Here is a 25,591-nt window from a genome sequence, read left to right on the forward strand (position 1 = left end):
ATTTCTATAGATTCATTTGCCAAGAACATAAAAGAGAGAGCGGCCTGTATGGCCGCTCTCTTAATCACAAGATTATTGATTTAATTTTGAATGCTTTCTTGAATACAGGAAATAGATTACCAAGCCGATTAACAGCCACACAAGGAAGCGGACAATCGTCACCCATCCAAGATTTAAAATTAAGAACAGGCAGAACAGAATCGCCAGGCCTGGGATAACCGGAACCCCTGGGCATTTAAAGGCTCTCGGAAGATCCGGCTGTTTCTTTCTCAAAACGATAACTGCCACAGAAATCAGCACAAATGCTGACAGCGTTCCGATGTTTACCAGTTTTGCAAGTTCATCCAGCGGAACAAGTGAGCCTAGAAGCGCCGACATCGTTCCGAAAAACCAAGTGGCTACATAAGGTGTTTTGTGCTTTGGATGCACTTTAGAAAGTGAACCCGGCACCAGTCCATCACGCGACATGGCAAACATGACGCGTGTCTGTCCATAAAGCATCACAAGCATAACTGTTGTCATTCCCAAAACGGCGCCAATATCAATGATGCCTGCCACCCAGTTTTGCCCGGCGCTTTGAAGGACGAGAGAAACCGGATGATCCACACCCGCAAACTGGGCAAACGGGATAACCCCTGTCATGATCGCTGATACGGTGACATATAAAACCGTGCAAACCAATAAAGAGAAAATAATGCCTTTAGGCAGATCCTTCGCAGGATTTTTTGTCTCTTCCGCAGCAGAGGATACAGCGTCAAATCCGATAAAAGCAAAGAATACGAGCGCCGCTGCGCTGAATACGCCGCCAAAGCCCATCGGCATAAACGGCTGCCAGTTATGCGGCTTCACGTAAACGGCTGCCACCGCGATAAACAGCAGAACGACAAGCACTTTCAAGATAACCATGATGTTGTTGACTCTTTTTGATTCTTTGATCCCTAAATAAAGCAAAAACGTTATCGCCATCACAATCACGAATGCAGGCAGATTAAAAATGGTAAATGTACCTTTTACCGCCCCAGGTGCCGCTGTTAAAGCAACCGGAAGATGAATGCCGAGCCCTGATAAAAACGATTGGAAATAACCAGACCAGCCGACTGACACCGCGCTTACCGCCAGCATGTACTCTAAAATTAAATCCCACCCGATAATGAAGGCCATAAGCTCTCCCAAAGTCGCATAAGTGAATGTGTACACCGAACCAGAAACAGGCACACTTGAAGCAAATTCTGCGTAAGACAGGGCAGCGAATAAACAAGCCAGCGCTGCTACAACAAATGAAACGGTTAGTCCGGGACCAGCCGTGACTGCACCTGTTCCCGTCAGTACAAAAATCCCTGTGCCAATAATGGCTCCTATTCCAAGCAATGTTAAGTCGAATGCCCCTAATTCTCTTTTTAAAGATTTTTCACCGCTCGTCGCAGCGAGTAAATCCTGAATGCTTTTCTTCCTAAATACGCTCCCTTTCATTCCCCTTCAACTCCTAGACTAATTATCTATTTTTATATATTTTATTTGAATTTTCTGAATTCATGAGTGACAATGGTCATTTTTCTTTTTTTCTATTCTATTTGTACCAGTGGCGAATCATTCCTTTCTCCTACTCAATATTATATATAAAATCACAAAAATGAAAACAAAATTTTTAGAAAAATCGACAAATTTTTTATTTTGAAATATCTTACCGCGCAAAAAAACCAGCAATCATGCTGGTTTTTCGTTTCATTATGTTGAAATAAAACGGCCGCCATTTACGTGGATGGTCTGACCTGTCATATAGGAAGATTCATCAGACGCCAGCAGGACATAGGCGCCTGCATGCTCAACCGGCTGTCCCGGTCTTCCCATTGGGGTATCCAAGCCATGCTGTTTCACTTTTTCCTCCGGGAATGTCGCCGGAATAAGCGGTGTCCAAATTGGACCGGGCGCCACCGCATTCACTCTGATGCCTTTATCCGCAAGGGACATCGCCATGGACCGCGTAAAGGAGACAATCGCACCCTTTGTGCTGGAATAATCAATTAACATCGTATCGCCTTCATAAGCGGTAATCGATGTCGTATTAATAATGGCACTCCCCTCTTTAAGGTAGGGCAAAGCTTTCTTCGTCATATGAAACATGGAAAAAATGTTTGTGCGAAATGTTTTTTCCAGCTGTTCTGTTGAAATATTGAGAATGCTGTCCTGCGGATGCTGTTCAGCAGCGTTGTTCACCAAGATATCGAGTTTACCAAAATGGTCCACTGTTTGCTGCACAGCTTGTTCACAATGGTTCTCGTCCCCGACATCTCCCGGGATAAGCAGGCAGCGGACATGTTCCTTTTCGATCCGTTTACGCGTTTCCTCTGCGTCAGAATGCTCATCTAAGTAAAGAATGGAGATATCGGCCCCTTCTTTAGCAAACGCAATCGCTGCCGCTCTCCCTATTCCGCTGTCGCCCCCAGTAATGATCGCGACTTTTCCTTTCAGTTTTCCGCTTCCTTGATAATCCTCGTCCTCTGACAGAGGCAGCGGATTCATTTGTGACTCAATGCCCGGCTGTCTGTCCTGATGCTGCGGCTCTTGCCCTTCTGTTTGTCTGTCCATTGGGTTCATATTCTTCACTCCTAGACATGTGGTTGATACTGAACGTTACCACGCTATAGAAGCGAATAAACAGCAAAATATGTTATGAAAGAACTTCTTCAGGAATGGCACCTGTATATTTCGCTGACGGGCGGAAAATCATGTTGTTTTCTGCCTGTTCCAGCACATGGGCGCACCACCCTACCATTCGGCTTGCTGAAAAAGTCGGTGTGAACAATTCATCGTCAAAATCAATCGCCTTCATCACAGCAGCCGCATAAAATTCAACATTTGTATATAGCTTGCGTCCCGGTTTGTAGATTTCAAGCAAACGAATCGCTTCTGCTTCTACGTGCAGTGCAAGATCAAGGTCGCGGTCATTGCCGGCCACCTCTTCTGCTTTCTGTCTCAGAGCTTCTGCCCGCGGGTCCTTCGTCTTGTACACCCTATGGCCGAACCCCATCAGGCGCTCTCCTTTCTCGAGTTTTTTTGTCAGATAAGCTTCAGCATTTTCTTTTTCTCCAATGTCTTCAAGCATTTTGGTCACCGCAGAAGGAGCGCCTCCGTGCAGCGGGCCTTTCATCGTGCCGAGAGCAGCAGTGACAGCTGACACTAAATCACTCTCTGTAGATAATGTGACACGTGCAGAAAAAGTGGAGGCGTTCATGCCGTGCTCCATGGCCAGAATCATATATGTTTCAAGCGCTTTCTTTTTTGCCTCTGAAGGCTGTTCACCTGTGAGCATATAATAGTAGTTTTCGACATGTCCGTACTGGGAAGATGGCGCAATTGCTTTTTCATCTCGCGTCCATCGTTTTCTGTACGCAATGATGGAAGGCGTGATTGCAATCAGCCGAATTGCCTCTTCTGTTTTCGGATGAAACGTGTACGCATTTTCCCCCAATGCTGAAACAACCGTTCTCAGCACCGACATGTCGTCCATGTTGTTTGGCAGTGACTGAATCAAGCGCTCTATGTGTTCCGGCAAATGCCGCTCCGCAGCAAGCTTCTCTTCAAATGTCTGCAATTCTTCAGATGACGGCAGCTTCCCAAATAAAATTAAATAAGCCGCTTCTTCAAAGCTGTGATTCAGGGCGATGTCTTTAGCATGCTGCCCTCTGTAAATCAGGCGGCCTTTTTCGCCATCAATATGGCTGATAGATGTTTCTACACATGTAATTCCCTTTAATCCGTAATGTACCATTTGTATTCCCCCTATCCTTTTCTGTTATTATAGTAAATATAATATTTAAAAAATATTGAATATTTTAAAGGGAATTAATTAAAATTATTAATCAGAGGGAGATTAGAAATGGATTTCAAATGGCTACACACCTTTGTGACCGCTGCGAAATATGAAAACTTCCGAAAAACAGCGGAAACGCTTTTTTTATCTCAGCCTACTGTGACCGTGCATATTAAGCAATTAGAAAAAGAAATCAGCTGCAAGCTGTTCGAGCGAAAAGGCAGGAAGATCCAGCTGACTGATGAAGGCAGGGCTTATTTGCCGTATGCACTCAGGCTTCTTGATGATTACGAAAACAGCATGGCAGAGCTTCACAGAGTGAGACAAGGCTACTGTCAAACCTTACAGCTCGCAGTTTCTCCGCTTATCGCAGATACTGTGCTTCCGTCTGTCATGAAGCGGTACACAGCAATGAATACAGAAACAGAAATGGCGGTAACGATTTTTGAATCGGCAGAAATCGCGTCACTGATTAAAGCCGGGGAAGCAGATATCGGACTGAGCTGTTTAAAGGTGCAGTCTTCCTCTTTAACCTGCCACTGCTTATATAAAGACCCTGTTGTTCTTGTTGCCCCGCCCGATCAGCGTTTCATGGCAGACAAAGAAATTGATGCCAAAGAGGTGCTCGAGCAATACCTGCTTTTGACCCACAATCATCCTGATTACTGGGACGACTTGCTCCGTCAGGTCAGAGTGACATTTCCATTTGTGAGAACAATGAAAGTCACACAAACACATATAACGAAACGGTTTATCAAGGAAGGACTCGGGGTTTCATTTCTGCCCTTATCTACGGTAAAGCGTGAGTTGGCAGAGAATCAGATGATCAAAATCCCTTATCAATCTGTACAGCTGCCCTATGCCGGCGCTTACGCAATCGCCCTTTATGAAAATAAGAAAGAAAAAAAATTCTTGGATTTTTTATCACATTTTCATTTTTAGATGCAACCAAAACGGATGAGCTCCGTCTAATGAAAAAAACCCGTTCCAATGAACGGGTTTCCTTCTAAAATTAGAATCTTTTCGCACCGAGGTAACGAGGCTTCCAGTAGCTGTTGTTCAGGCTGCTGATTTGTACGCCGTCAGATCCTGCATGAATGAAACTGTTGTTTCCAACGTAAATCCCCATGTGAGAAGGGCCGGATTTATATGTTGTGAAGAAGACGAAATCACCGACAGACGGGTTGGCAATGCTCTTCATTGAACTCCAGTACCCCGCAGTGCTTGTTCTGCCCACACTTGTTTGTTTATTCAGTACGTACCAGATGAACCCGCTGCAGTCAAAGCCGGAAGTCGTCGTTCCGCCCCATTTGTATGGCGTTCCGACTAACGCTTTTGCATCAGAAACCAGCTTGCTCACATTAAGTGATGTAGATGACGTTTTGCTGCTTGAAGATGATGAAGTGCTGGAAGAAACATTTTTTGAGCTTGTGCTTGAGCTTGTTCCTTTCACTTTCAACACTTGGCCAGCATAGATTAAATCTGATTTTAAGCCGTTTAAGCTTTTTAATTTGCTAACTGTTGTGCCATATTTGCTCGCAATTTTAGAAAGGCTGTCTCCGCTCTTTACTTTATATGTAGAAGTTGAAGACGATGACACCTTTGATGAGCTGGAGCTGCTTGAACTTGTTGAACCTTTCAGTTTCAGGACTTGTCCAATGCGGAGCAAATCTGATTTTAAGCCATTCAGTTTTTTCAGTTCACTGACTGTCATGCCGTATTTGTTCGAAATTTTCCAAAGGCTGTCCCCGCTCTTTACTTTGTATGTAGAAGAAGATGAAGAACTGCTGCTTTTTGAGCTTGTAGATTTGCCGTTAATCGATAAAGTCTGCCCTGCGTAAATGATGTCTGAACGAAGGTGGTTCTCTGATTTAATTTTACTGATCGTTGTGTCGTATTTTCTTGAAAGTTCCCATAACGTGTCGCCTTTTTTCACCTTGATGCTTTGTGCAGATGCCGCTCCTGCAAATAATGTCGATCCTAAAACAACTGCTGTTGTAGCTGTAATGATTTGCTTTTTCATATTTTCCTCCCCAAATATTTATATCTCTATATATTGATCTCTTTTTTTAATTAATCTTATTGTTTTCTATTATAAGGATAGATTCCCAACAGAAATAGTCTTGACTTCATGTGACAAATTTCTTAATTATTCGTTCTAAAAAAAAGTTTGTAAGGGTATTAAATATTTCATTTTCGTTTCAAAGGTGACAAAAAACGAGTCCTTTTGTCATGTGATTTGGGAGGTTTTTCAACTTAAAGGAAATAAATGAAAAACTTTCGGGGTCAACTCACATATTGGAAGAATGAGCGATAAAGAGTATTCGGGGAAAGCTGCGGAGAACTGCAGTTTTTTTATTTAAACAAACATATCATGCAAGGACAGAGAGGTAAAGATTTTTCTGGAAAAATGAATGCTTTGAACCAAATAAGACAAAATAACGAAACGACGTTTTTCATTTCCTTACAATGCTTTACTTAATGTTTACACGGTCAACAGCCGCATTTAACAAAATTCCCCTAACATAATATACAGAATACATTAAAGGAGGCCTGCAAAAAAATGAGTCTGTTTCAAAACTTGAAATCAAAACTTGTGCCCATCGCAGCTGTTTCCGTGCTTACAGCCGGCATATTCGCCGGTGCAGAACTGCAGCAGACCGAAAAAGCAAGCGCCAAAAAACAAAACAAAGACGAGATCAGAAATGTCATTGTGATGATTGGTGACGGCATGGGAGCATCGTACATAAACGCCTACCGTTCCATGAAAAATAACGGTGAAACACCGAATAACCCGAAGTTAACTGAATTTGACCGGAACCTGACAGGCATGATGATGACGCACCCGGATGACCCTGACTATAATATTACGGACTCAGCCGCAGCCGGAACTGCATTGGCGACAGGCGTTAAGACATATAACAATGCAATTGGCGTCGATAAAAACGGAAAAAAAGTAAAATCAGTGCTCGAAGAAGCCAAACAGCAAGGCAAATCGACCGGACTCGTCGCAACGTCTGAAATTAACCACGCCACCCCTGCCGCATATGGCGCCCACAACGAATCTCGGAAAAACATGGACCAAATCGCCAACAGCTATATGGATGACAAAATAAAAGGCAAACAAAAGATAGACGTTTTGCTTGGCGGCGGAAAATCGTATTTTAACCGTAAGGACAGAAATTTAACGAAGGAATTCAAACAAGCAGGCTACAGCTATGTGACAACAAAACAAGCGCTGAAGAAAAATAAAGATCAGCAGGTGCTTGGGCTTTTCGCAGACGGAGGGCTTGCTAAAGCGCTGGACCGTGACAGCAAAACACCTTCTCTCAAAGACATGACAGTTTCAGCCATTGACCGTCTGAACCAAAATAAAAAAGGATTTTTCTTAATGGTCGAAGGCAGCCAAATCGACTGGGCGGCCCATGACAATGATACAGTAGGAGCCATGAGCGAGGTTAAAGATTTTGAACAGGCCTATAAAGCCGCGATTGACTTTGCGAAAAAAGATAAACACACGCTTGTCATTGCAGCTGCTGACCATACGACCGGCGGATTTACCATTGGCGCAAACGGCGAAAAGAATTGGCACGCGGAGCCGATTCTCGCCGCCAAAAAAACCCCTGAATTTATGGCAAAGAAAATCAATGAGGGCAAACCGGCAAAAGATGTGCTCGCCCGCTATACTGACCTTGACTTCACAACTGAAGAAATCAAAAGCGTTGAAACAGCAGCCCAGGCTGACAAGGACAAAGGCGCCTATAAAGCCATCATCAAGATCCTGAACACACGGTCTAACAGCGGATGGACGAGTACCGATCATACGGGCGAAGAAGTGCCGGTATACGCGTACGGTCCAGGAAAAGAGAAATTCCGCGGACTGATTAACAATACCGACCAGGCAAAAAACATCTTTAAGATTTTGAAAACAGGAAAATAAAAAAAGAGGATGCAGAACACTGCATCCTCTTTTTTTAAAGGTACCTACGGTGAACACCTTTTCCGTCATACGAAAACACGACTTCCTTATCCTCAAGCACAGACTCGATGTGCACGCTTCTCCCCCAAAGCTGAAATAAATAAGGGAGCACCTTCTCCAAATATTTCAAATCCAGCTCTATGCCCTCATACCAATGCTTAATATAGAGCTCGTTATTTTTCATATAGTCGCCGTCGTTTACTGTCAAATACGGAAACCCGCCGTTTACCCGCATGCTCACGAGCTGGTCGCGCACCGACTCCCACTCTTTATCGACGATTTTATAATCTCTGCCCTGCTTTTGAAATAAATAAAGATCCTCCCGCATAACTAAGTCTTTTGTTAAATAATTGCGGATGAAAGAGATATCGGATTCAATTTCCCTGACCTCAAACATTTTCTCCCTGCCTGAGTCAGGATTTACGCCTATTTTTTTCATTTCCTCAGTCGGGTTGTTGTACCGCTCCTCAATGTCTTCAAAAATTTTCAGTCCTAAATAATAAGGATTGATACCCGTTTTGGACGGCTGGACGACACCTGCATTCAGCTTGGCGAACTCTATCGCTTCATCAGAAGTTAAATCAAGCTCACGTATAATTCGCTGGTGCCAATAGGAAGCCCAGCCCTCATTCATAATCTTTGTTTCCAGCTGAGGCCAGAAATAAAGCATTTCCTCTCTCATCATCGTTAAAATATCACGCTGCCACGGCTCTAGATCCCGGGAATGCTCCTCGATAAAAAGCAGAATATCTTTTTCCGGCCGCGGCGGGAAAGGTTTTTTCGATTTTTTCACTTGTTTTTTCGGTTTCTTTTCATCCAAAGACCATAAATCATCGTAAGGCGTCGCTGCCTCTTCAAGCTCCTCTTCCTCATCATCCACACTCCATAGGAGCTTCGGACGGACCAAAGACGGATCAATATGCTCCTGAATCGATAGGATCGCGTCTAAAAATGCCTCGACTTCCTTTATCCCGTGAACCTGTTCATAGTGTTTAATCCGCTCGGCCGTTGCCGCCATGCTTTCCACCATATCGCGCTTCGTGTTTTGGAAGCGGCAGTTGTTTTTGAAGAAATCACAATGGGCGAGAACGTGAGCAACAATCAATTTATTTTGGATCAGTGAGTTGCTGTCCAGCAAAAAAGCGTAGCATGGATCTGAGTTAATGACCAGCTCATAAATCTTGCTTAATCCAAGATCATAATGCAGCTTCATTTTGTGAAACTGCTTGCCGAAGCTCCAGTGGCTGAATCTTGTCGGCATCCCGTACGCGCCGAATGTATAAATAATTTCAGCCGGGCAGATTTCATATCTCATCGGGTAGAAATCAAGGCCGAATCCCTTTGCAATTTCGGTAATTTCCTCAATTGCCCGCTGTAATCCCTTCTTCTCCTCCGCGTTCAACCGAATCCCCCCTACTTGGACTTATCTATAATGTATGAGCCCGCCTGACAAAAGATGATAGCCGCACTTGGGCAAGAAAAAAATTCGCCCCGCACATTCAGCTGTTTGCCGATTGTGTTAGTGGGTAAAAACACATCATATTACGAAAAAAAGGAGCGATACCAATTGAATGTAGCAGACATGCTTTCTTCTTATCTCAGTAAGCTGCCAAACTTAATCATTGCCTTACTCGTCTTATTAATCGGATGGGCTATCGCTAAAATCATTGAAAAAGCGGTATACAAAGGGCTCAGAAAAACAAAAATCGACGACAAGCTCTTTGCTGGGAAAAAGCCATCACGCTATTCCTCAGAAAAAGTCATAAGCAAGGTCGTTTATTTTATTGCATTGATTATCATCTTTATTTTATTCTTTAACATTTTGCACCTGACAACAGTGGCATCACCGTTTGTCAGCATGCTTTCCGCAATTACAGCGGCTATCCCAAGCGTGCTGAAGGCCGGACTCATCCTGCTGTTAGGATGGGCTGCAGCCTCTGTATTGAGCTTCCTTGTCAAAAAAATCGGGATGAAGCTGAGCACGAGTGACAAGGTGCGCAAGTGGAATTTGGTGTCTGAAGGGAAAGATATTCATCAGGCAGTCAATGCCGCTTCACAAATTGTCTTTTACCTTGTGTTACTCGTTTTCCTCCCAGGGGTCTTATCTTCTTTGAAAATCAGCGGCATTTCAGGCCCGTTTACAAATATGATGGAAAGCGTGCTCGCTTTTCTGCCGAAATTATTTGCTGCGGCGCTTATCGTTTTAATCGGCTGGCTTGTTGCCCGTCTTGTACGTGACATCATTACGAATTTCCTAGCAAGCATCGGCACGGAAAGATTCGCTGCACGTATGGGTTTATCTATTTATTTAAAAGATACAAGCCTTTCTGCAGTCATCGGAACAATCGCTTATGTGCTGATTTTAATACCGGTTGTCATTTCTGCGCTTGACCAGCTTGATGTCGCCGGCATTTCGAAACCGGCTGTCTCTATGCTGAATACCATTTTAAACATGCTTCCGAATATCATCATTGCCATTGTGCTTATTTTAGCGGGTATGTGGGCAGGAAAATGGGTGAACACCATGGTGTCCGGACTGCTCCATCGTGCAGGCTTTGATTCTGTGTTAGGAAAAATGGGTATGGAAGCAGGAACATCTGCAAAGCTGTCCCTGTCTCAAGTTGTCGGTATGATTGCGCAATTCATTGTCATTCTGCTGTTTACAGCCGAGGCGCTGCAAATTGTTCAGCTGCACTTCCTCGTAGAGATTGCGACTGGCATCATCGCGTATCTTCCAAATGTCCTTGTCGCCATATTCATTCTCGGATTCGGCCTTTACGCCGGAGAAATGGTGCGAAAAGTGCTCGCCAGCATCATTAAAGGCCAGGAATTCAAGTCTTTAGCAGCGATTGCTAAGTATACGATTATTGCACTTGCTTTCTTTATGGCCCTGGATCAGCTTGGTGTCGCTGACACAATCGTCAATTCCGCGTTCATTATCGTGCTTAGCGGCTTCGCACTCGCTTTCGGTTTATCCTTCGGCCTTGGCGGAAAGGATTTTGCATCACGTTATCTGTCTACATTTGAACGCAAAATGCAAAACACCGAAATCGATAAGAACCGTAAAAACCAAAATCCACCGAATCACATGTAAATAAAAAACGTGCACCCAGCAGGGTGTACGTTTTTTATTGAAAAATTCCTTTTTTTTCATTTTTCGATCGATTATGATAAGATATAGAAAATGTCTTATTATGAGGTCTTATTATGAAGTTAACAAATTATACAGATTATTCGTTAAGAGTGTTGATTTTTCTGGCTGCAGAACGTCCCGGAGAACTTTCAAATATAAAACAGATTGCCGAAACATATTCTATTTCAAAAAATCATCTCATGAAAGTCATATACAGGCTCGGCCAGCTCGGCTACGTAGAAACGATACGCGGACGAGGCGGCGGCATACGTTTAGGCATGGACCCTGAAGACATCAATATCGGTGAGGTTGTCAGAAAAACGGAAGATGATTTTAATATTGTGGAATGTTTTGATGCGAACAAGAATCTCTGCATTATTTCCCCGGTGTGCGGCTTAAAACATGTACTTAATGAAGCGCTTATGGCCTATCTTGCGGTTTTAGACAACTATACGCTGCGCGACCTTGTTAAAAACAAGGAAGATATCATGAAGCTTTTAAGAATGAAGGAATAGAAAATGATTCCTTCTTTTTTATGTCCTTTTTCCCCCTTTTTGTTAAGATAATATGGCTGTTTTTAAAAAAAGGCAAAACGATGAGACAAATCTGCCGATATAAAAAAGAAACAGCGAATTCAAAATCATTGGGGGAAAAAGGAGAGCTCAGATGAAAAAGAAATTAGCAGCAGGGCTGACAGCATCTGCGATTGTCAGCACAACTTTAGCAGTGGCACCAGCTGAGGCAGCAACGATTAAGGTTAAAAGCGGAGATTCTTTATGGAAACTGGCCCAAAACTACAATACAAGTGTGGCGGCTATCACATCCGCCAACCATCTTTCGACTACTGTTCTGTCGATCGGCCAGACGCTTACCATTCCAGGCAGCAATTCCAGCACTTCATCTACTTCAAGCTCAACAACCAAGAAGAGCGGAAGTTCTGTTTACACAGTGAAAAGCGGAGATTCACTTTGGCTGATCGCAAATGAGTATAAAATGACGGTGCAGGAACTGAAAAAATTAAATGGCCTAAGCAGCGACATGATTCGTGCGGGGCAGAAATTAAAGGTATCCGGTACGGTTTCCTCAAGCTCCAGCTCTAGTACCAGTAAAAAAAGCAGTTCCAATAAGAGCTCAAGCTCTTCATCTTCTACCGGAACATATAAGGTGAAGCTTGGAGATTCGCTTTGGAAAATTGCAAACAAAGTCAATATGTCCGTCGCTGAATTGAAGGTCTTGAACAACTTAAAATCAGACACCATTTATGTGAATCAAGTGTTAAAAACAAAATCTAGCGGTTCTAATACGTCTTCCAAAGACACTTCATCTAATTCGAACCAAACTTCAGCAACAACGAAATACACTGTAAAAAGCGGAGATTCACTTTGGAAAATTGCAAACAACTATAACCTGACTGTACAGCAAATCCGAAACAGCAACAATCTGAAATCAGACGTGCTGTACGTCGGACAAGTGCTGAAGCTGACAGGTAAAGCATCTTCAGGCTCTTCTTCATCGTCATCGTCTTCTTCGTCAAATGCAAGCTCCGGCACGACGACTACATACACGGTGAAAAGCGGCGATTCCTTGTGGGTGATTGCTCAAAAGTTTAATGTAACAGCTCAGCAGATTCGGGAGAAAAACAATTTAAAAACGGATGTCTTGCAGGTTGGCCAAAAGCTTGTCATTACCGGAAAAGCCTCATCTTCATCCTCTGCTTCATCCGGGTCATCAAGCACTACCAGCTCTTCAAGCGCGAAAATCAACACTATGATTGCCGCCGCTAAAGAGCAGCTTGGGGTTCCGTATCGCTGGGGAGGGACGACACCCGCCGGATTTGACTGCAGCGGTTTCATTTACTATGCACTGAACAAAGTCACATCCGTATCAAGATTAACGGCAGCCGGATATTGGAACACAATGAAATCTGTCAGCCAGCCTGCTGTCGGAGACTTTGTTTTCTTTACAACATATAAAGCAGGCCCTTCCCACGTCGGAATTTATCTTGGAAACGGAGAGTTCATTAATGCCAATGATTCCGGAGTTGTCATTTCCAGTATGAACAACTCTTACTGGAAACAGCGCTATCTCGGTGCAAAACGATATTTCTAAAAACAGAAACTGTATGGCCTTAGGGCTGTACAGTTTTTTGCTTAAAGCCTAAAGACGTTGATGCTGATCATATGTTTCGTCACCGGATGAAAATAGACTTCGGCCCGAACAGAGAAGGTGTCGTTATTCTGTCTGACCGTCACCCGAAAGACATCTTTCGTCTGCTCATCATTCACCTCGGTCCGTCCCATATAAGCGTAATCAGAAAACGAAGCCCCCTTATATTCATCCTGAATTTTGCTCAAGGCGAGCTTTTCCCACTTTTGAACGGACTCGTTTGTGTCCGTTGAATGCCCTTTTGCAGCCATTGACACGATGATTAATCCGCAAAAAAGAAGCGCAATGGTATACGGCAGAGATTTCATGTTTTCAGTCTCCTGTACCCAGATTATGTTCTCTCATAGGATTTCCAAAAGCGATGGCTTCATTCAGGCATTTTGATTTTATGTCTCCCTCATATTGCTACCCCTGTACTGCCGCAGACGCCAAGTTTTGCCCCGTCAATAACATAGGATGCGGCATAAACTAATCATGAACTTCTCACACAAGAAAGGAGAAGCGATTCATGGATTATGCTGATTACGATAAAGCGCTGTATTACACTCACCGTTCTCAATGGGATAATTTATTGATTTTAATGGTGCGTACAGAGGATGATTTGTTATCAAAACGAATCGAGCATTTTCTGCATGCGTATCATTTTGAACAGGATTACGCCGTTCTTGAAAAGATGCTGTATTCCCTTCTCCGTTATATTGATCATGCCACAGAACTGACTTACGAAGATCAATTAGCCTTGCTCACATAAACAAATCCCGGCGTTCAGACGCCGGGATTTCCTGCTTTTGCGAACAGGCTAAGTTCTTCGACAAGCTCTTTTAAGCCGGCCTTTATATTTTCCGTCACTGCAGCATTTTCAACATCAATGTGCACCGGATCAAGCACGAGCTGCTTCGGAATGACATTGGCGTAGACACCCCGCATGACTGTTCTCATATTGTTCAGCGCGTTGATGCCGCCTTTACCGCCTCCCGCCACTGCCAATAACGCAACGGGCTTATATTTGAATTGTTCGCTGCTTAGAAAATCCAGCGCATTTTTTAAAGCGCCGCTCATGCCGCTGTGATACTCAGGAGATAATAAGATAATCGCATCCGCTTTAGTGACGCGCTGCTTAAGCTCCAGTACTTGCAAAAGTTCGGATTGCTCCGCTTCACCATTAAAAATCGGTAATATAAACTCGCTTAGATCAATCAAGTCCGCGTGATACAGCGCTGAAATATAGGATGCGGCAATTCTTGTTCTGCCATGTTTTCTGGGCGTACCGTTTATGACTAACATGTTCATTTCGTGATCTCTCCATTCAGGTTATATTTCACTGCGAAAAGCGCTGCTTGCGTTCGGTCGGCCACATCAAGCTTTGCTAAAAGATTCGACACATGGGTTTTCACTGTTTTTTCTGAAATAAACAAGGCTGCCGCGATTTCTTTATTGCTTTTGCCGTTGGCAATTTCGTTCAGAACGTCCTTTTCCCTTCGTGTTAATTGATAAAATTTTTCTTTTTCCGGATCGTGCTGATTTCTCATATGTGTTAAAACAAGGGGCATAATAGCTGAAGAAAGCTTGTATTCGCCGGCATGCACTTGTCTTAGTGTTTTTACCAATTCCTCTGGCTCCGTATCCTTTAATTGATACGCCTTCGCCCCCGCCTGCAGCGCCGGGATGACGTGCTCCTGATCGGAATAACTCGTCAGCACAATGATATTAATGCCCGGAAATTGCTGTACTGCTTTTTTTATGGCTTGAATGCCGTCCATCTCGGGCATAGACAGATCCATCAGCACAAGTTCAGGCTTTGTCTCTTCAATGACACGGAGAGCTTCTGTTCCGGTTGCGGCCTCGCCGGCAACTTCAATATCATCCTGGGTGGCGAAGAAAAAACGAAGCCCCTTTCTGACAACATGGTGATCATCCGCAATTACAATTTTCATTGCACTGTCCTTCCTTTCTGATTGGTTAGCGGAAGCCTGACGGACAGCTTTGTCCCCGCACCAAGCTCTGACTCAATCACAAACGCCGCGCCGGCTTTTACTGCCCGTTCTTTCATACCCTTGATGCCAAGTGAAGGCACCCCGTCATGCGCTTCATAGCGAAACCCTGCCCCATGATCGATGATATCCAGCTCCGCATGGTACGAAGAAGCAGTCAGGCTGACATACGCCGTATCAGTACCGGCATGCTTTTTGCAGTTATTTAAAGCTTCCTGTACTATACGCCACAGCATATGCTCCTGCTCATCAGTAAGAACAAGACAGCCTTTTTGTGTAAAAATGACATTTAATCCGATGAGCGCGCCATAGCTTTTAATGGCTTCAGACAGCCCTTTTTCCAATCCTCCGGGACGAAGCTGCCAAATTAATGCTTTCATTTCTGCGAGCGCGTCCTGTGATAGGTTTTGAATGAAATCAATCATCTGCTGCAAATTCTCATCTTTTGTTAGTGTCTTTGCCGCTCTGGCTGTTAAACTGACGGAAAACAGCATTTGATTGACGGAATCGTGAAGCTCCTGAGCGAGGCGGTTGCGCTCCATTAAAAGAGCATTTTTTTGTTTATATTCTGAAAGCTTCATGCGCTGGATTGCCGTTCCGATCTGAAAGGCGACAGACTCAAGTAAATGCAGCTCTTCCTCATCAAACATGGTTTTTCCGGCCGCCGCTACATTTAACAATCCGAATCTCCTGTCCCCGTCTTCTAAAGGCACAGTTGCATGATGCGTAATCCCTTCAGTGTCAAAACAATGCAGTTCCTCGGCTGATTCTATGCGTTTGCAGTTCATTATATTAGCGGCCCTTCTCAGCCCTCCGTTATTGAATTTCGTCAGGCAGTAGCACTCCCCTTCGCACATCAGCACTTTTTCCTTGCGGCTTAAAGCCGGGGGCAGATAAGCGTCGGCCGCTAACGTATAGGAGCCGTCTTCTTCGATCAAAAAAATCCATCCGGATTGAAGGTTCGTCAGGCTCAGCAATTCTTTTAAAACCTCATCCAGTGTTGCTTTGACATCGTGCCCTTGATTTAAGGTTTCCGCAATCGTTTTCAGCGTTTTTAATTTTTCCATCCTCGTATTGCTCATGTTTCTCACTCCGGCATTGGTCTTGTTATTTAAGATTATACCAGTTTTTTGTATTTCGTTACTTCGCTTGAGGGATGATTTTCTTTCAGACTTTTGGATGAGAAAAGAAAAAAGCCGGATCATTTACAATGATCCAGCTTATGCTTGAACTATTTAGCTGTAGCCTCTACAATGTCGTCTACAGCCTTCATTACATCGTCAGAAAGCGCGGCAAGACGCTTTTCACTGTCTTCTAAAGAGGTTCCTTTTACAGCGAAGTAGAATTTGACCTTCGGCTCAGTTCCGGAAGGGCGGAGGCAGAACCAAGACCCGTCTTCCAGGAAGTATTTCAGTACATTTGATTTTGGCAGATCGATCGCTTCTTCTTTGTTTTCCGTCAGAAGCGTCCGTTTGCTTACAGCATAATCTTCGGCTGTGACAACCTGTTTGCCGGCCATTTTTTGCGGCGGATTTTGTCTGAAGGAAGCCAAAATCGCTTCAATCTGTTCTGCTCCCTGTTTTCCTTTCAGCGTCAAGGATTTCAGCCCTTCACGATAAAAACCGTATTCGTTGAAGAGATTGATGAGCGCTTCATACAATGACATTCCTTGTTTTTTATAGAACGCGCAAACTTCAACTGCCAAGAGCGCTGCCTGAATGGCGTCCTTGTCGCGGGCAAAATCCCCGATTAAGTAACCGTAGCTCTCTTCATAACCGAATTGGAAGGTATACTGGCCTGATGCCTCGTATTCCTTAATCTTTTCACCGATAAACTTAAAGCCTGTCAGCGTATCAATCGTATCAAGGCCGAATGAAGAAGCGACAGCACGCCCGATTTCACTTGTGACGATTGTTTTAAGCACAACACCATTGTCAGGCAGGATGCCTTGTTTTTTCTTTTCAGAAAGGAGGTAATGCAGCAGCAGCGCACCGGTTTGGTTTCCTGTCAGCACTGTATATTTTCCTTGATCGTTTTTCACCGCAATGCCGAGGCGATCAGCGTCAGGGTCTGTTGCGATGAGAATATCTGCGTTCTGCTCCTCACCAAGCTTAATGGCATATTCGAATGCCGCATGCTCTTCCGGGTTTGGAGAGCTAACAGTAGAGAAGTCTGAATCCGGCAGCTCCTGTTCTTTAACAACCGTTACATTTTTGTAGCCGAGTGCTTCAAGACCGCGTCTAACCGGTTTATTTGCAGTTCCATGCAGCGGTGTGAAAACAACGTTTACTTCTACTTCTCCGGATAACTCAGGATGAACGGAAATGGACGTCAGTTTTTCTGTATAGACTTGATCAATGTCTTCACCGATGATCTTGATTAAGCCTTTTTCTTTTAACGCTTTTTCATCGTCGACTGTGATCGTCAGCTCATTTTCAATCGCATTTACCTGATCAATGACGATGTCCGCTTCCTTTGGAGGCAGCTGGCCGCCGTCATCTCCGTATACTTTGTAGCCGTTATATTCAGGCGGATTATGGCTTGCCGTCACCACAATTCCCCCATAGGCGTTCAGCTGTCTGACAGCGAATGACAGCTCCGGCGTCGGGCGAAGCTCATCAAATACGTATGTTTGGATGCCTTGTGTAGCAAGTGTTTTTGCCGCTTCCATCGCAAACTCCGGCGATTTATGGCGGGAATCATAAGCAATGACAACGCCCCGTTTTTGCGCTTCCTCACCTTGCTGCAAGATATATGCCGCAAACCCGGCTGATGCTTTGCGCACAGTGTAAATATTCATGCGATTCGTCCCGGCGCCGATTTCTCCGCGCATTCCGCCAGTACCGAATTCAAGGTTTTTATAGAAGCAGTCCTCAAGAGCCTGTTCATTCCCCTCTAATTCAGCGAGGCGCTCTTTTAGTTCCGGATCTAAATTTTCTGTCTGTTTCCACCGTTCATAGCTCTTTCTCCAAGTCATATTCGTCCTCCTATGTATCAGCTTATGCCATTATTTTATATGAAGCGAGTGCCTCTGTCACTTGATAACCTGAGATCTGGCACTTTCGGCACGTAAAAGAAATAACGGGCTGACAGGCAGCCCGTTATGATTTATTGTTCGAGCGGCACAACCGCATCGTGTAAAAGCTTGTTGAGGTTTTCTGTATGTTTGTTTTTCGTCTGCTCATCCCATTGGAATCGCTCGCTCATAAAATCAATAACGGCATCTTTATATGTTCTTACCCAATTGATATCAAAAAATAAACGTCCCGTTCTGCGGGCAAAGAAGTCAGCAGGTGTTGCGGCCAGCTCTTCTTCTATACTGTATTCTGTCTCAGCAAGAATATGAACCGGAATGTGGCGTTTTGCCGCCTCGTCCTTCAGTGCTTCCACGCGGTTAAATACATGCTCTACGTTAGAGCCGTATCTGATCGCCAGCTGTTTTGCGTCTTTTTCTGATAAACCGGCTGCGATTCCTTCTTTCGTTTTCGCCGTAACGAATGACATGAGATTTTTAGAACCGCCGACGTGCCCTCCTGAGATTGGCATGTTTTTCGTTTTACATGGCCCGAAATCCTTTTCGCCTTCTTCTTTTAAGCGATCACGCACAAGATCGACGATGTGCTCAGCCATTTTTCTGTATCCGGTCAGTTTTCCGCCGGCGATGGTGATCAAGCCTGAGTCAGATGTCCAAATCTCGTCTTTCCGTGAAATTTCAGAAGGGTCTTTGCCTTCTTCATGAATCAGCGGACGCAGCCCCGCCCAGCTGGATTCGATATCGTTCGCAGTGATATTCAGTTCCGGGAACATATAATTGATTGAATTGATGACGTAATCACGATCCGCCGTTGTCATTCGCGGATGCTCCAGCGCCTCTTTGTAAACGGTGTCTGTTGTCCCCACGTATGTTTTGCCTTCACGTGGAATCGCAAATACCATACGGCCGTCAGGTGTATCGAAATATACCGCCTGTTTCAGCGGGAAGACAGACTGGTCAAATACAAGGTGAACGCCTTTTGTATGCTGCAAATGCTTTCCGTTTTTCGAATGGTCTTTTTCTCTGAGCTGATCGACCCAAGGGCCTGTCGCATTAACAATTTTTTTCGCATACACTTTATATTCTTTCTTTGTCAGCACATCTTCAATTAATACGCCGACTGCTTTGCCTTTTTCGTAAAGGAGCTCTTTCACTTTGGAATAATTCACAGGCTCTGCTCCGAATTTTACCGCTTCCTTCATGACTTCGATTGTTAGTCTCGCATCGTCAGTGCGGTATTCCACATAGTATCCGCCGCCTTTTAAGCCGTCTTTTTTCACCAATGGCTCCTTTTGCAGCGTTTCTTTTGCTGAAAGCATGCTTCTTCGTTCTGACTTTTTCACGCCTGCCAGGAAGTCATAAACTCTTAACCCGATAGATGTTGTAAACGAACCGAATGTGCCGCCTTTGTGAAACGGAAGCAGCATCCATTCCGGCGTGGTGACGTGCGGGCCGTTTTCATAAACAATCGCCCGTTCTTTCCCTACCTCAGCGACCATTTTCACTTCAAATTGTTTTAAATAGCGCAAGCCGCCATGAACCAGCTTCGTTGATCGGCTTGATGTTCCCGCCGCGAAATCCTGCATTTCGCTGAGCGCAACCTTCATTCCCCTTGATGCCGCGTCAAGAGCTGTTCCCGCTCCTGTAATTCCTCCTCCGATAATAAATAGATCATATGTTTTTTTCGTCATGTCTGTCAGCATGCGATCTCTTTCAAGACTTGAAAATTGATGTTTCATTATTGCTCCTCCTTGTTGTCACGGTGTGTAAATAGAAAAAGAGACCACAACAGCCAAAGTGCATGCTTACACTTTGGTGCTGTGGTCTCTCCTCATCTCAGGACCGTTCTTATTAACTTGTAATCAGTATATCATACTCTCAGTTCATTTAAAAGCCATAGCTGCTTTAACGGCTTTTTGCCAGCCTGTATACAGCTCATTTCGTTTTTCTTCTTCTAATTCAGGTTCAAACCGTTTATCCAGATTCCACTGGTTCGCGATTTCAGAACGGTCCTTCCAGAATCCCACAGCGATACCTGCCAAATAAGCCGCGCCAAGCGCAGTTGTTTCATTAATTTCCGGCCGCTCCACAGGAACATTCAGAAGATCTCCCTGGAACTGCATCAGGAAATTATTTTTCACGGCACCCCCGTCTACACGAAGCGTCTTTAATTGAATGTTTGAATCAGCTTCCATTGCGTCAAGCACATCTTTTGTCTGGTAAGCCAAAGACTCCAATGTCGCACGGATAAAATGTTCTTTTGTTGTGCCTCTTGTCAGGCCGAAAACCGAACCGCGCACGTCACTGTCCCAGTATGGCGTTCCCAAGCCGACAAATGCGGGAACAACATATACGCCGTCAGTTGAATCCACTTTCTCTGCGTAAGTTTCGCTTAGCGAAGAATCTTGGAACATTCTCAATCCATCTCTGAGCCATTGGATGGCAGAGCCTGCGACAAAAATACTGCCTTCTAAAGCATATTCAACTTTTCCATCAATGCCCCATGCAATTGTCGTTAAAAGCCCGTGTTCGGACTTAATTGCTTTTTCCCCGGTATTCATCAGCATGAAACATCCTGTGCCGTACGTGTTTTTCCCCATGCCTTCTTCAAAGCACGCCTGGCCGAACAGCGCGGACTGCTGGTCGCCTGCCGCTCCCGCAATCGGAATATTTTTGCCGAAGAAGTGATAATCAACAGTTTCAGCATACACCTGGGAGGATGGTTTCACCTCAGGAAGCATTGATTTCGGTACATCTAAAATGTCGAGAAGCTCATCATCCCATTTTAAATCGTAAATATTAAACATCAGCGTTCTGGAGGCATTGGAGTAATCAGTCACATGCGCTTTTCCTCCGGACATTTTCCAGATGAGCCATGTATCAATCGTTCCAAACAGCAGCTCGCCTTTTTCCGCTTTTTCTCGCGCGCCTTCCACATTGTCTAAAATCCACTTCACCTTCGTACCGGAGAAATACGGATCGATTAAAAGCCCCGTTTTTTCTCTGAATAGATCATTATATCCTTTTTCACGAAGCTCCTCACAAATACCCGACGTCTGTCTGGACTGCCAAACGATCGCATTATAGACAGGGTTTCCTGTGTCCTTATCCCACACAACTGCCGTCTCACGCTGGTTCGTGATACCGATGCCGGCAATTTGCGAAGCACTGATCCCCGATTCAGAAATGACTGTTGCAATAACAGCGAGAACAGAGCCCCAAATTTCATTCGCATTATGCTCAACCCATCCTGGGTGCGGGAAGTATTGTGTAAATTCCTTTTGAGCGGAGTGAACGATTTTGCCTTCTTTATTAAACAGAATCGCTCTTGAACTTGTCGTCCCCTGATCTAAGGATAAAATGTACGTTTCCATAAGATGTCTCCCCTTTGATTAAATATATTTTGAATTTGATAATGTTTTAGCTGAATGTGATTTCGTATAAACATAGAGTCCTAACAATACCACAACCAATATAACGCTTACAATCCAGAAACTGCTTGTGATGTGCCCTTTAAATGCTGCGTTGTAAAATACACCGCCGAACGATCCGCCTAAAATCGGGCCGACTACCGGAACCCATGCGTATTTCCAATTTGATGAGCCTTTCCCCGGAATCGGAAGAAAAGCGTGGGCAATCCGCGGGCCTAAGTCACGGGCCGGATTAATCGCATAGCCGGTGGTGCCTCCAAGAGAGATACCGATCGCCACAATGAGGAAACCGACGATTAAAGGATTAAGCCCTTCTGTAAATTGATTTGCCCCAATGGCCAGGATTCCAAGCACAAGGACAAAAGTCCCAATTACTTCACTTAAAACGTTTGCAAATGTATGCGGAATGCTGGGGCCTGTTGAGAAAACCCCCAGCTTGGCAGCAGGATCATCCGTTGACTTCCAATGCGGAAGGTAATGCAAATAGATAATCACCGCACCGATGATCGCTCCGATCATTTGCGCCGCAATATAAACGGGAACCTCTTCCCACGGAAAATCTCCAACAAATGCAAGCGCTATCGTTAGCGCCGGATTCAAGTGTGCTCCGCTGATGCCGCCAACTGCATAAGCCGCCATGGCAACACCCAATCCCCACCCAAATACAACAACAATCCAGCCAGACTGGAATGAAAGCGATTTCTTTAAATTGACACCTGCACAAACCCCTGCTCCAAAAATGATCAGCAGCATCGTACCGATGACTTCTCCCCAAAATGCTGTCATAGCACATTCCTCCTAGAGTCACGATTAAGAAGTATGATAGAGAAGAAGAGAAGAAAAAAACCACAACAAACCGCTTTACGGGTGCATAGACATTTACCGTAAAGAGCTGCTGTGGTCTCCGAGTTCTCCATCACAATGTATTAACCTAGTGCAATTGTATCAGTGGATGAAAGCGGTGTCAATCACTTTCTGTCAAAAAGTTTTCATATTTCTTCCATAATTTGGTATTAGATGTAGTGACAGCAACAGCTCCCGCTTTCAAGGCCTGTTCTACATCCTCTTCCGTACGGATGAAACCGCCAGCAAAGATAGGAATCCCTGTTTTCTCTTTTATTTCTCGAATGAGTGACGGGACGATGCCGGGCAGCACTTCAATGAAGTCAGGCTTATGCTTGCCGACAAACTCCATGCTTTTCTCCATCGCACTTGTATCGAGCAGAAACAGGCGCTGGATCGCATAAATTTTCTTCTGCTTCGCTTTGGCAATCACGTTCGATCTTGTTGAAATAATCCCAGCGGGCTTGATGTCCTGGCAAATAAACTCAGCTCCGTATTCATCATGCTTGATCCCTTGGATGAGATCGACGTGCACCATCATGTTCTTTCCGTGCTTTTGCGCCTCTCTGATCACACCCTTCAGCTGGCCGAGATGAATATCAAGAATAACGCCGTAGGAAAATGAACTGTTCAAAAACTCATCAAATTGCTTCATATTTCGAATAGCCGGTAAAATAGGCTGATTGTGAAAACTCATCGTGTGCTCCTTTAACAAATCACTTTTATATTAAATCGTCTGAAAGCTATCTTTCACCGTTTTCACGATAAAGGAAAGGTCCTCTTCTGTCAGGCAAAATGGCGGCGCAAGCTGGATGACGTTGTTGTAGCCGGCGACTGTATCGCCGTTTTTGCCGATGATCAGCCCTTTTTCTTTGCACGCCAAAACCACTTGGTTTACTTTGTCGGCATCAGCCGGCTCTTTTGTCAATTTATCTTTGACGAGCTCGATTCCGATCAGCAGCCCTTTTCCTCTAACATCTCCGACCGCCGGGTGTTCTCTTAAGGCCTGAAGCTCACCTAAAAGCTTTGCTCCAAGGTCGCGGGATCGCTGAATCAGCTGTTCGTCCTCCATAATTTGCAGGTTTTTCAACGCCAATGCACAGGCAGCCGGGCTTCCGCCGAATGTGTTCACGTGGCGGAAACGGTCATAAGGCGCTTCACCTTGGTACGCTTCGAAAATGTCCCGTTTCACAGCCGTCGCTGACAATGGCAGATACGCACTCGTGATTCCCTTCGCCATCGTAATAATATCCGGCTTCACGCCGTAATGCATAAATCCGAACCGCTCGCCTGTCCGTCCAAAACCGCAGATGACTTCATCGCAAATCAAAAGAGCTCCGTGGCGGCGGCAAACGTCCTCCACCTTCTTCATATATCCGTCCGGCGGCATTAAGATGCCTCCGCCCGTTATGATAGGCTCCATGATGACCCCGGCAATTGTTTCGCTTAATTCCCATGTCATGATGCGGTCAATTTCATTTGCGCTTTCAAGTGTATCTGCATCCTCAGGATTCCGGTATACATCTGGCGGGGCTGCATGCAGAAATCCCTGGCTTAAAGGCTCATATTTATATTTCCGCTGCGCCTGTCCGGTTGCTGAGAGCGCTCCCAATGTGTTGCCGTGATATGCCCGATATCTTGAGATGAATTTATAACGGCTATGGTCACCGTTTTGCAGATGGTACTGGCGGGCGATCTTAAAAGCAGTTTCGTTAGCTTCCGATCCGCTGTTGGAAAAAAAGATCACATAATCGCCGCCAAGCCATTCATTCAGCTTTTCCGCCAGCTGAATTGCCGGTGCGTGGCTTTGCGTTAACGGGTAATAAGGCAGCTCCTTTAATTGCTCATAGGCAGCCTCTGCAAGCTCCTTCCTGCCGTAACCAATATTAACACACCATAAACCGGACATCGCATCCAAATAGCGGCGTCCGTCTATGTCAGTCACCCAGGCCCCTTCAGCCTTTTGGGCAATCAGGCTGTCCGCTTGATGCGCTCCCTTCATGGCATGCCACACAAATTGCTCATCTTTTTGCTTTAATCCCTGATTTTGCTGAATGTTTTCCATCCCCATCATCTCCATTTCTTTAGCGTTCACTAAAGTGCCAATTCAATTGAAACAGACCTTCTCTTATGTGATGTCTAGGTGATGATTTCCCTGCCTTCAATATAAAGCCAGACGGGGTTGGAGTCAATAAACCGCGGAAATAATAAAACTTCCTCTTTCTCAAGAAGAAAGAGGATGCAGCATCCAAAGCAGAACAGGCAAGGTGACAATACTCAGCATCGTGCTGATAAAGGTAGCGCTCGAAACGACTTCCGGCCTTGTATTAAACTGGACAGCCATTAAAGTCGTATTGGCAGCAGTCGGCATAGCGGCGACGAGAATCATGATTTGTTTTGTCATATCATCCACAGGCAATATCAATGTAAAGCCTAGCGCAATCACCGGCGATACCATCAGCTTCAAAAGCAATGAATAAGAAATTTTTCTGTATTCAATATTCTTGAAAGAAATCAGTGCAAGCTGCATGCCCAGAATGATCATAATCGTCGGAATTGCCGCATTTCCGACCAGCTCAATTCCCGTCATTAACTCTTTTGGGATTGAAATATGCATAAGCTGAAGTATTGCGCCTAAAAGTGCCCCGTACGCAACAGGCATACGGATAACCCGGGTCATGACCGTTTTAAATTCGCCTTCCTCCGAACCTCCTTTTGCTGCATAATACATGCCGATCGTACTCATGATTAACTGCTGCAGCACCATTAACACAACGGCCGTGTCCAGACCGGCTGTCCCAAACACCAGCAGGACAACAGGCGTTCCGTAATTGCCGTTATTCATAAAAGCAGATGACAGAATCATTGCACAGCGATCTTGATTCGGGTACTTATGAAAAAAAGATAAAAAGTAGACAAATAGAACAAGAACCAAGCAAAGCCCCAGCACAAATATAGAAAGATAGACATAATCCATCGTCAGCTTGTTCGTATAAAACGTATCAAACGCCAGAAAAGGAGACATTAAGTATAAGGACATTTTGGACAGTGTTTGAATATCAAAGCCGAGTGTTTTCTGTCCGATATAACCAATTGCGAAAATTCCGAAAACAGGAACTAAAACAAGCAGAAACTCCATAAGGCACCTTCTTTTCCGATATACAATTTACTTTTATTTTAAAGAAAGCGCGTAAACGTTTCAA

The 25,591-nt window shown here is 44.7% G+C and carries 22 protein-coding genes; 6 read left to right on the forward strand and 16 right to left on the reverse strand.

What is annotated here, in order from left to right; all coding sequences use genetic code 11:
• Window positions 1-72: 72 nt before the first annotated feature.
• The 3 genes from bcaP to citA all read right to left on the reverse strand — a co-directional run bounded on the left by bcaP (window position 73) and on the right by citA (window position 3,769).
• On the reverse strand, window positions 73-1,470 hold the full coding sequence (gene bcaP, locus KHQ79_RS15295) for a branched-chain amino acid transporter BcaP (protein WP_019257906.1): 1,398 nt from the start codon (window positions 1,468-1,470) through the stop codon (window positions 73-75).
• Between the two features lie 255 nt (window positions 1,471-1,725).
• On the reverse strand, window positions 1,726-2,595 hold the full coding sequence (locus tag KHQ79_RS15300) for an SDR family oxidoreductase (RefSeq protein WP_225515899.1): 870 nt from the start codon (window positions 2,593-2,595) through the stop codon (window positions 1,726-1,728).
• 73 nt (window positions 2,596-2,668) lie between these two features.
• Entirely contained in the window at window positions 2,669-3,769 is a 1,101-nt protein-coding gene (gene citA / locus KHQ79_RS15305; protein WP_003239567.1) for a citrate synthase CitA, read from the reverse strand.
• 108 nt (window positions 3,770-3,877) lie between these two features.
• On the opposite strand from citA, the gene citR reads away from it, so the two are divergent.
• Window positions 3,878-4,753, forward strand: coding sequence for a transcriptional regulator CitR (citR, locus tag KHQ79_RS15310; protein ID WP_019257903.1), 876 nt, complete (start codon window positions 3,878-3,880; stop codon window positions 4,751-4,753).
• A 70-nt stretch (window positions 4,754-4,823) separates the two neighbouring features.
• Here the strand turns inward: citR and lytE are convergent, their stop codons facing one another.
• Window positions 4,824-5,834: a peptidoglycan endopeptidase LytE gene (gene lytE / locus KHQ79_RS15315; protein WP_225515901.1), complete on the reverse strand. Its 1,011-nt coding sequence runs from the start codon at window positions 5,832-5,834 to the stop codon at window positions 4,824-4,826.
• 540 nt (window positions 5,835-6,374) lie between these two features.
• Here lytE and phoA point away from each other — a divergent pair.
• A complete protein-coding gene (gene phoA / locus KHQ79_RS15320; protein ID WP_225515903.1) occupies window positions 6,375-7,751 on the forward strand; it encodes an alkaline phosphatase PhoA in 1,377 nt (458 codons plus the stop codon).
• A gap of 34 nt (window positions 7,752-7,785) precedes the next feature.
• Here the strand turns inward: phoA and spoVR are convergent, their stop codons facing one another.
• Window positions 7,786-9,192 carry a stage V sporulation protein SpoVR gene (spoVR, locus tag KHQ79_RS15325; protein ID WP_225515905.1) on the reverse strand — a complete coding sequence of 469 codons (1,407 nt, stop codon included), beginning with the start codon at window positions 9,190-9,192 and terminating at the stop codon, window positions 7,786-7,788.
• Window positions 9,193-9,357: 165 nt separating this feature from the next.
• Here spoVR and KHQ79_RS15330 point away from each other — a divergent pair, with 165 nt between their 5' ends.
• The 3 genes from KHQ79_RS15330 to lytF all read left to right on the forward strand — a co-directional run bounded on the left by KHQ79_RS15330 (window position 9,358) and on the right by lytF (window position 13,032).
• Entirely contained in the window at window positions 9,358-10,884 is a 1,527-nt protein-coding gene (locus KHQ79_RS15330) for a mechanosensitive ion channel (protein WP_418656669.1), read from the forward strand.
• Between the two features lie 113 nt (window positions 10,885-10,997).
• Entirely contained in the window at window positions 10,998-11,438 is a 441-nt protein-coding gene (gene nsrR / locus KHQ79_RS15335; protein ID WP_003239574.1) for a nitric oxide-sensing transcriptional repressor NsrR, read from the forward strand.
• A gap of 151 nt (window positions 11,439-11,589) precedes the next feature.
• Complete coding sequence (gene lytF, locus KHQ79_RS15340; protein WP_060398258.1) at window positions 11,590-13,032, forward strand: peptidoglycan endopeptidase LytF; 1,443 nt, start codon at window positions 11,590-11,592, stop codon at window positions 13,030-13,032.
• Window positions 13,033-13,073: 41 nt separating this feature from the next.
• Here the strand turns inward: lytF and KHQ79_RS15345 are convergent, their stop codons facing one another.
• On the reverse strand, window positions 13,074-13,397 hold the full coding sequence (locus tag KHQ79_RS15345; RefSeq protein WP_225515907.1) for a YqzG/YhdC family protein: 324 nt from the start codon (window positions 13,395-13,397) through the stop codon (window positions 13,074-13,076).
• A 200-nt stretch (window positions 13,398-13,597) separates the two neighbouring features.
• Here KHQ79_RS15345 and KHQ79_RS15350 point away from each other — a divergent pair, with 200 nt between their 5' ends.
• Entirely contained in the window at window positions 13,598-13,840 is a 243-nt protein-coding gene (locus tag KHQ79_RS15350; protein ID WP_003224139.1) for a YhdB family protein, read from the forward strand.
• Between the two features lie 14 nt (window positions 13,841-13,854).
• Here KHQ79_RS15350 and KHQ79_RS15355 read toward each other — a convergent pair whose 3' ends face one another.
• From KHQ79_RS15355 to KHQ79_RS15400, 10 genes are all read right to left on the reverse strand, one after another.
• Window positions 13,855-14,379: an NADPH-dependent FMN reductase gene (locus tag KHQ79_RS15355; protein WP_060398257.1), complete on the reverse strand. Its 525-nt coding sequence runs from the start codon at window positions 14,377-14,379 to the stop codon at window positions 13,855-13,857.
• The gene (locus KHQ79_RS15360) at window positions 14,376-15,023 is read right to left on the reverse strand and encodes a response regulator (protein WP_225515909.1); all 648 of its coding nucleotides are present in this window, start codon (window positions 15,021-15,023) and stop codon (window positions 14,376-14,378) included. The genes KHQ79_RS15355 and KHQ79_RS15360 overlap by 4 nt, the downstream gene beginning before the upstream one ends.
• Window positions 15,020-16,162: a GAF domain-containing sensor histidine kinase gene (locus KHQ79_RS15365; protein ID WP_225515911.1), complete on the reverse strand. Its 1,143-nt coding sequence runs from the start codon at window positions 16,160-16,162 to the stop codon at window positions 15,020-15,022. The genes KHQ79_RS15360 and KHQ79_RS15365 overlap by 4 nt, the downstream gene beginning before the upstream one ends.
• Window positions 16,163-16,311: 149 nt before the next feature.
• Window positions 16,312-18,057 (reverse strand): phospho-sugar mutase, encoded by a 1,746-nt coding sequence (locus KHQ79_RS15370; RefSeq protein ID WP_225515913.1) that lies wholly within the window; start codon window positions 18,055-18,057, stop codon window positions 16,312-16,314.
• A 131-nt stretch (window positions 18,058-18,188) separates the two neighbouring features.
• The gene (gene glpD / locus KHQ79_RS15375; protein ID WP_225515977.1) at window positions 18,189-19,856 is read right to left on the reverse strand and encodes a glycerol-3-phosphate dehydrogenase; all 1,668 of its coding nucleotides are present in this window, start codon (window positions 19,854-19,856) and stop codon (window positions 18,189-18,191) included.
• A gap of 141 nt (window positions 19,857-19,997) precedes the next feature.
• Complete coding sequence (gene glpK / locus KHQ79_RS15380) at window positions 19,998-21,488, reverse strand: glycerol kinase GlpK (RefSeq protein WP_225515915.1); 1,491 nt, start codon at window positions 21,486-21,488, stop codon at window positions 19,998-20,000.
• 18 nt (window positions 21,489-21,506) lie between these two features.
• Entirely contained in the window at window positions 21,507-22,331 is an 825-nt protein-coding gene (glpF, locus tag KHQ79_RS15385; protein WP_003239586.1) for a glycerol uptake facilitator protein GlpF, read from the reverse strand.
• A 178-nt stretch (window positions 22,332-22,509) separates the two neighbouring features.
• Complete coding sequence (glpP, locus tag KHQ79_RS15390; protein WP_003239587.1) at window positions 22,510-23,085, reverse strand: glycerol uptake operon antiterminator GlpP; 576 nt, start codon at window positions 23,083-23,085, stop codon at window positions 22,510-22,512.
• 30 nt (window positions 23,086-23,115) lie between these two features.
• A complete protein-coding gene (locus KHQ79_RS15395; protein WP_225515979.1) occupies window positions 23,116-24,468 on the reverse strand; it encodes an aspartate aminotransferase family protein in 1,353 nt (450 codons plus the stop codon).
• Between the two features lie 144 nt (window positions 24,469-24,612).
• A complete protein-coding gene (locus tag KHQ79_RS15400; RefSeq protein WP_225515917.1) occupies window positions 24,613-25,527 on the reverse strand; it encodes an AEC family transporter in 915 nt (304 codons plus the stop codon).
• Window positions 25,528-25,591: the final 64 nt, after the last annotated feature.

The organism is Bacillus sp. TSO22 (genome assembly GCF_020223595.1).
Lineage (GTDB): Bacteria > Bacillota > Bacilli > Bacillales > Bacillaceae > Bacillus > Bacillus inaquosorum.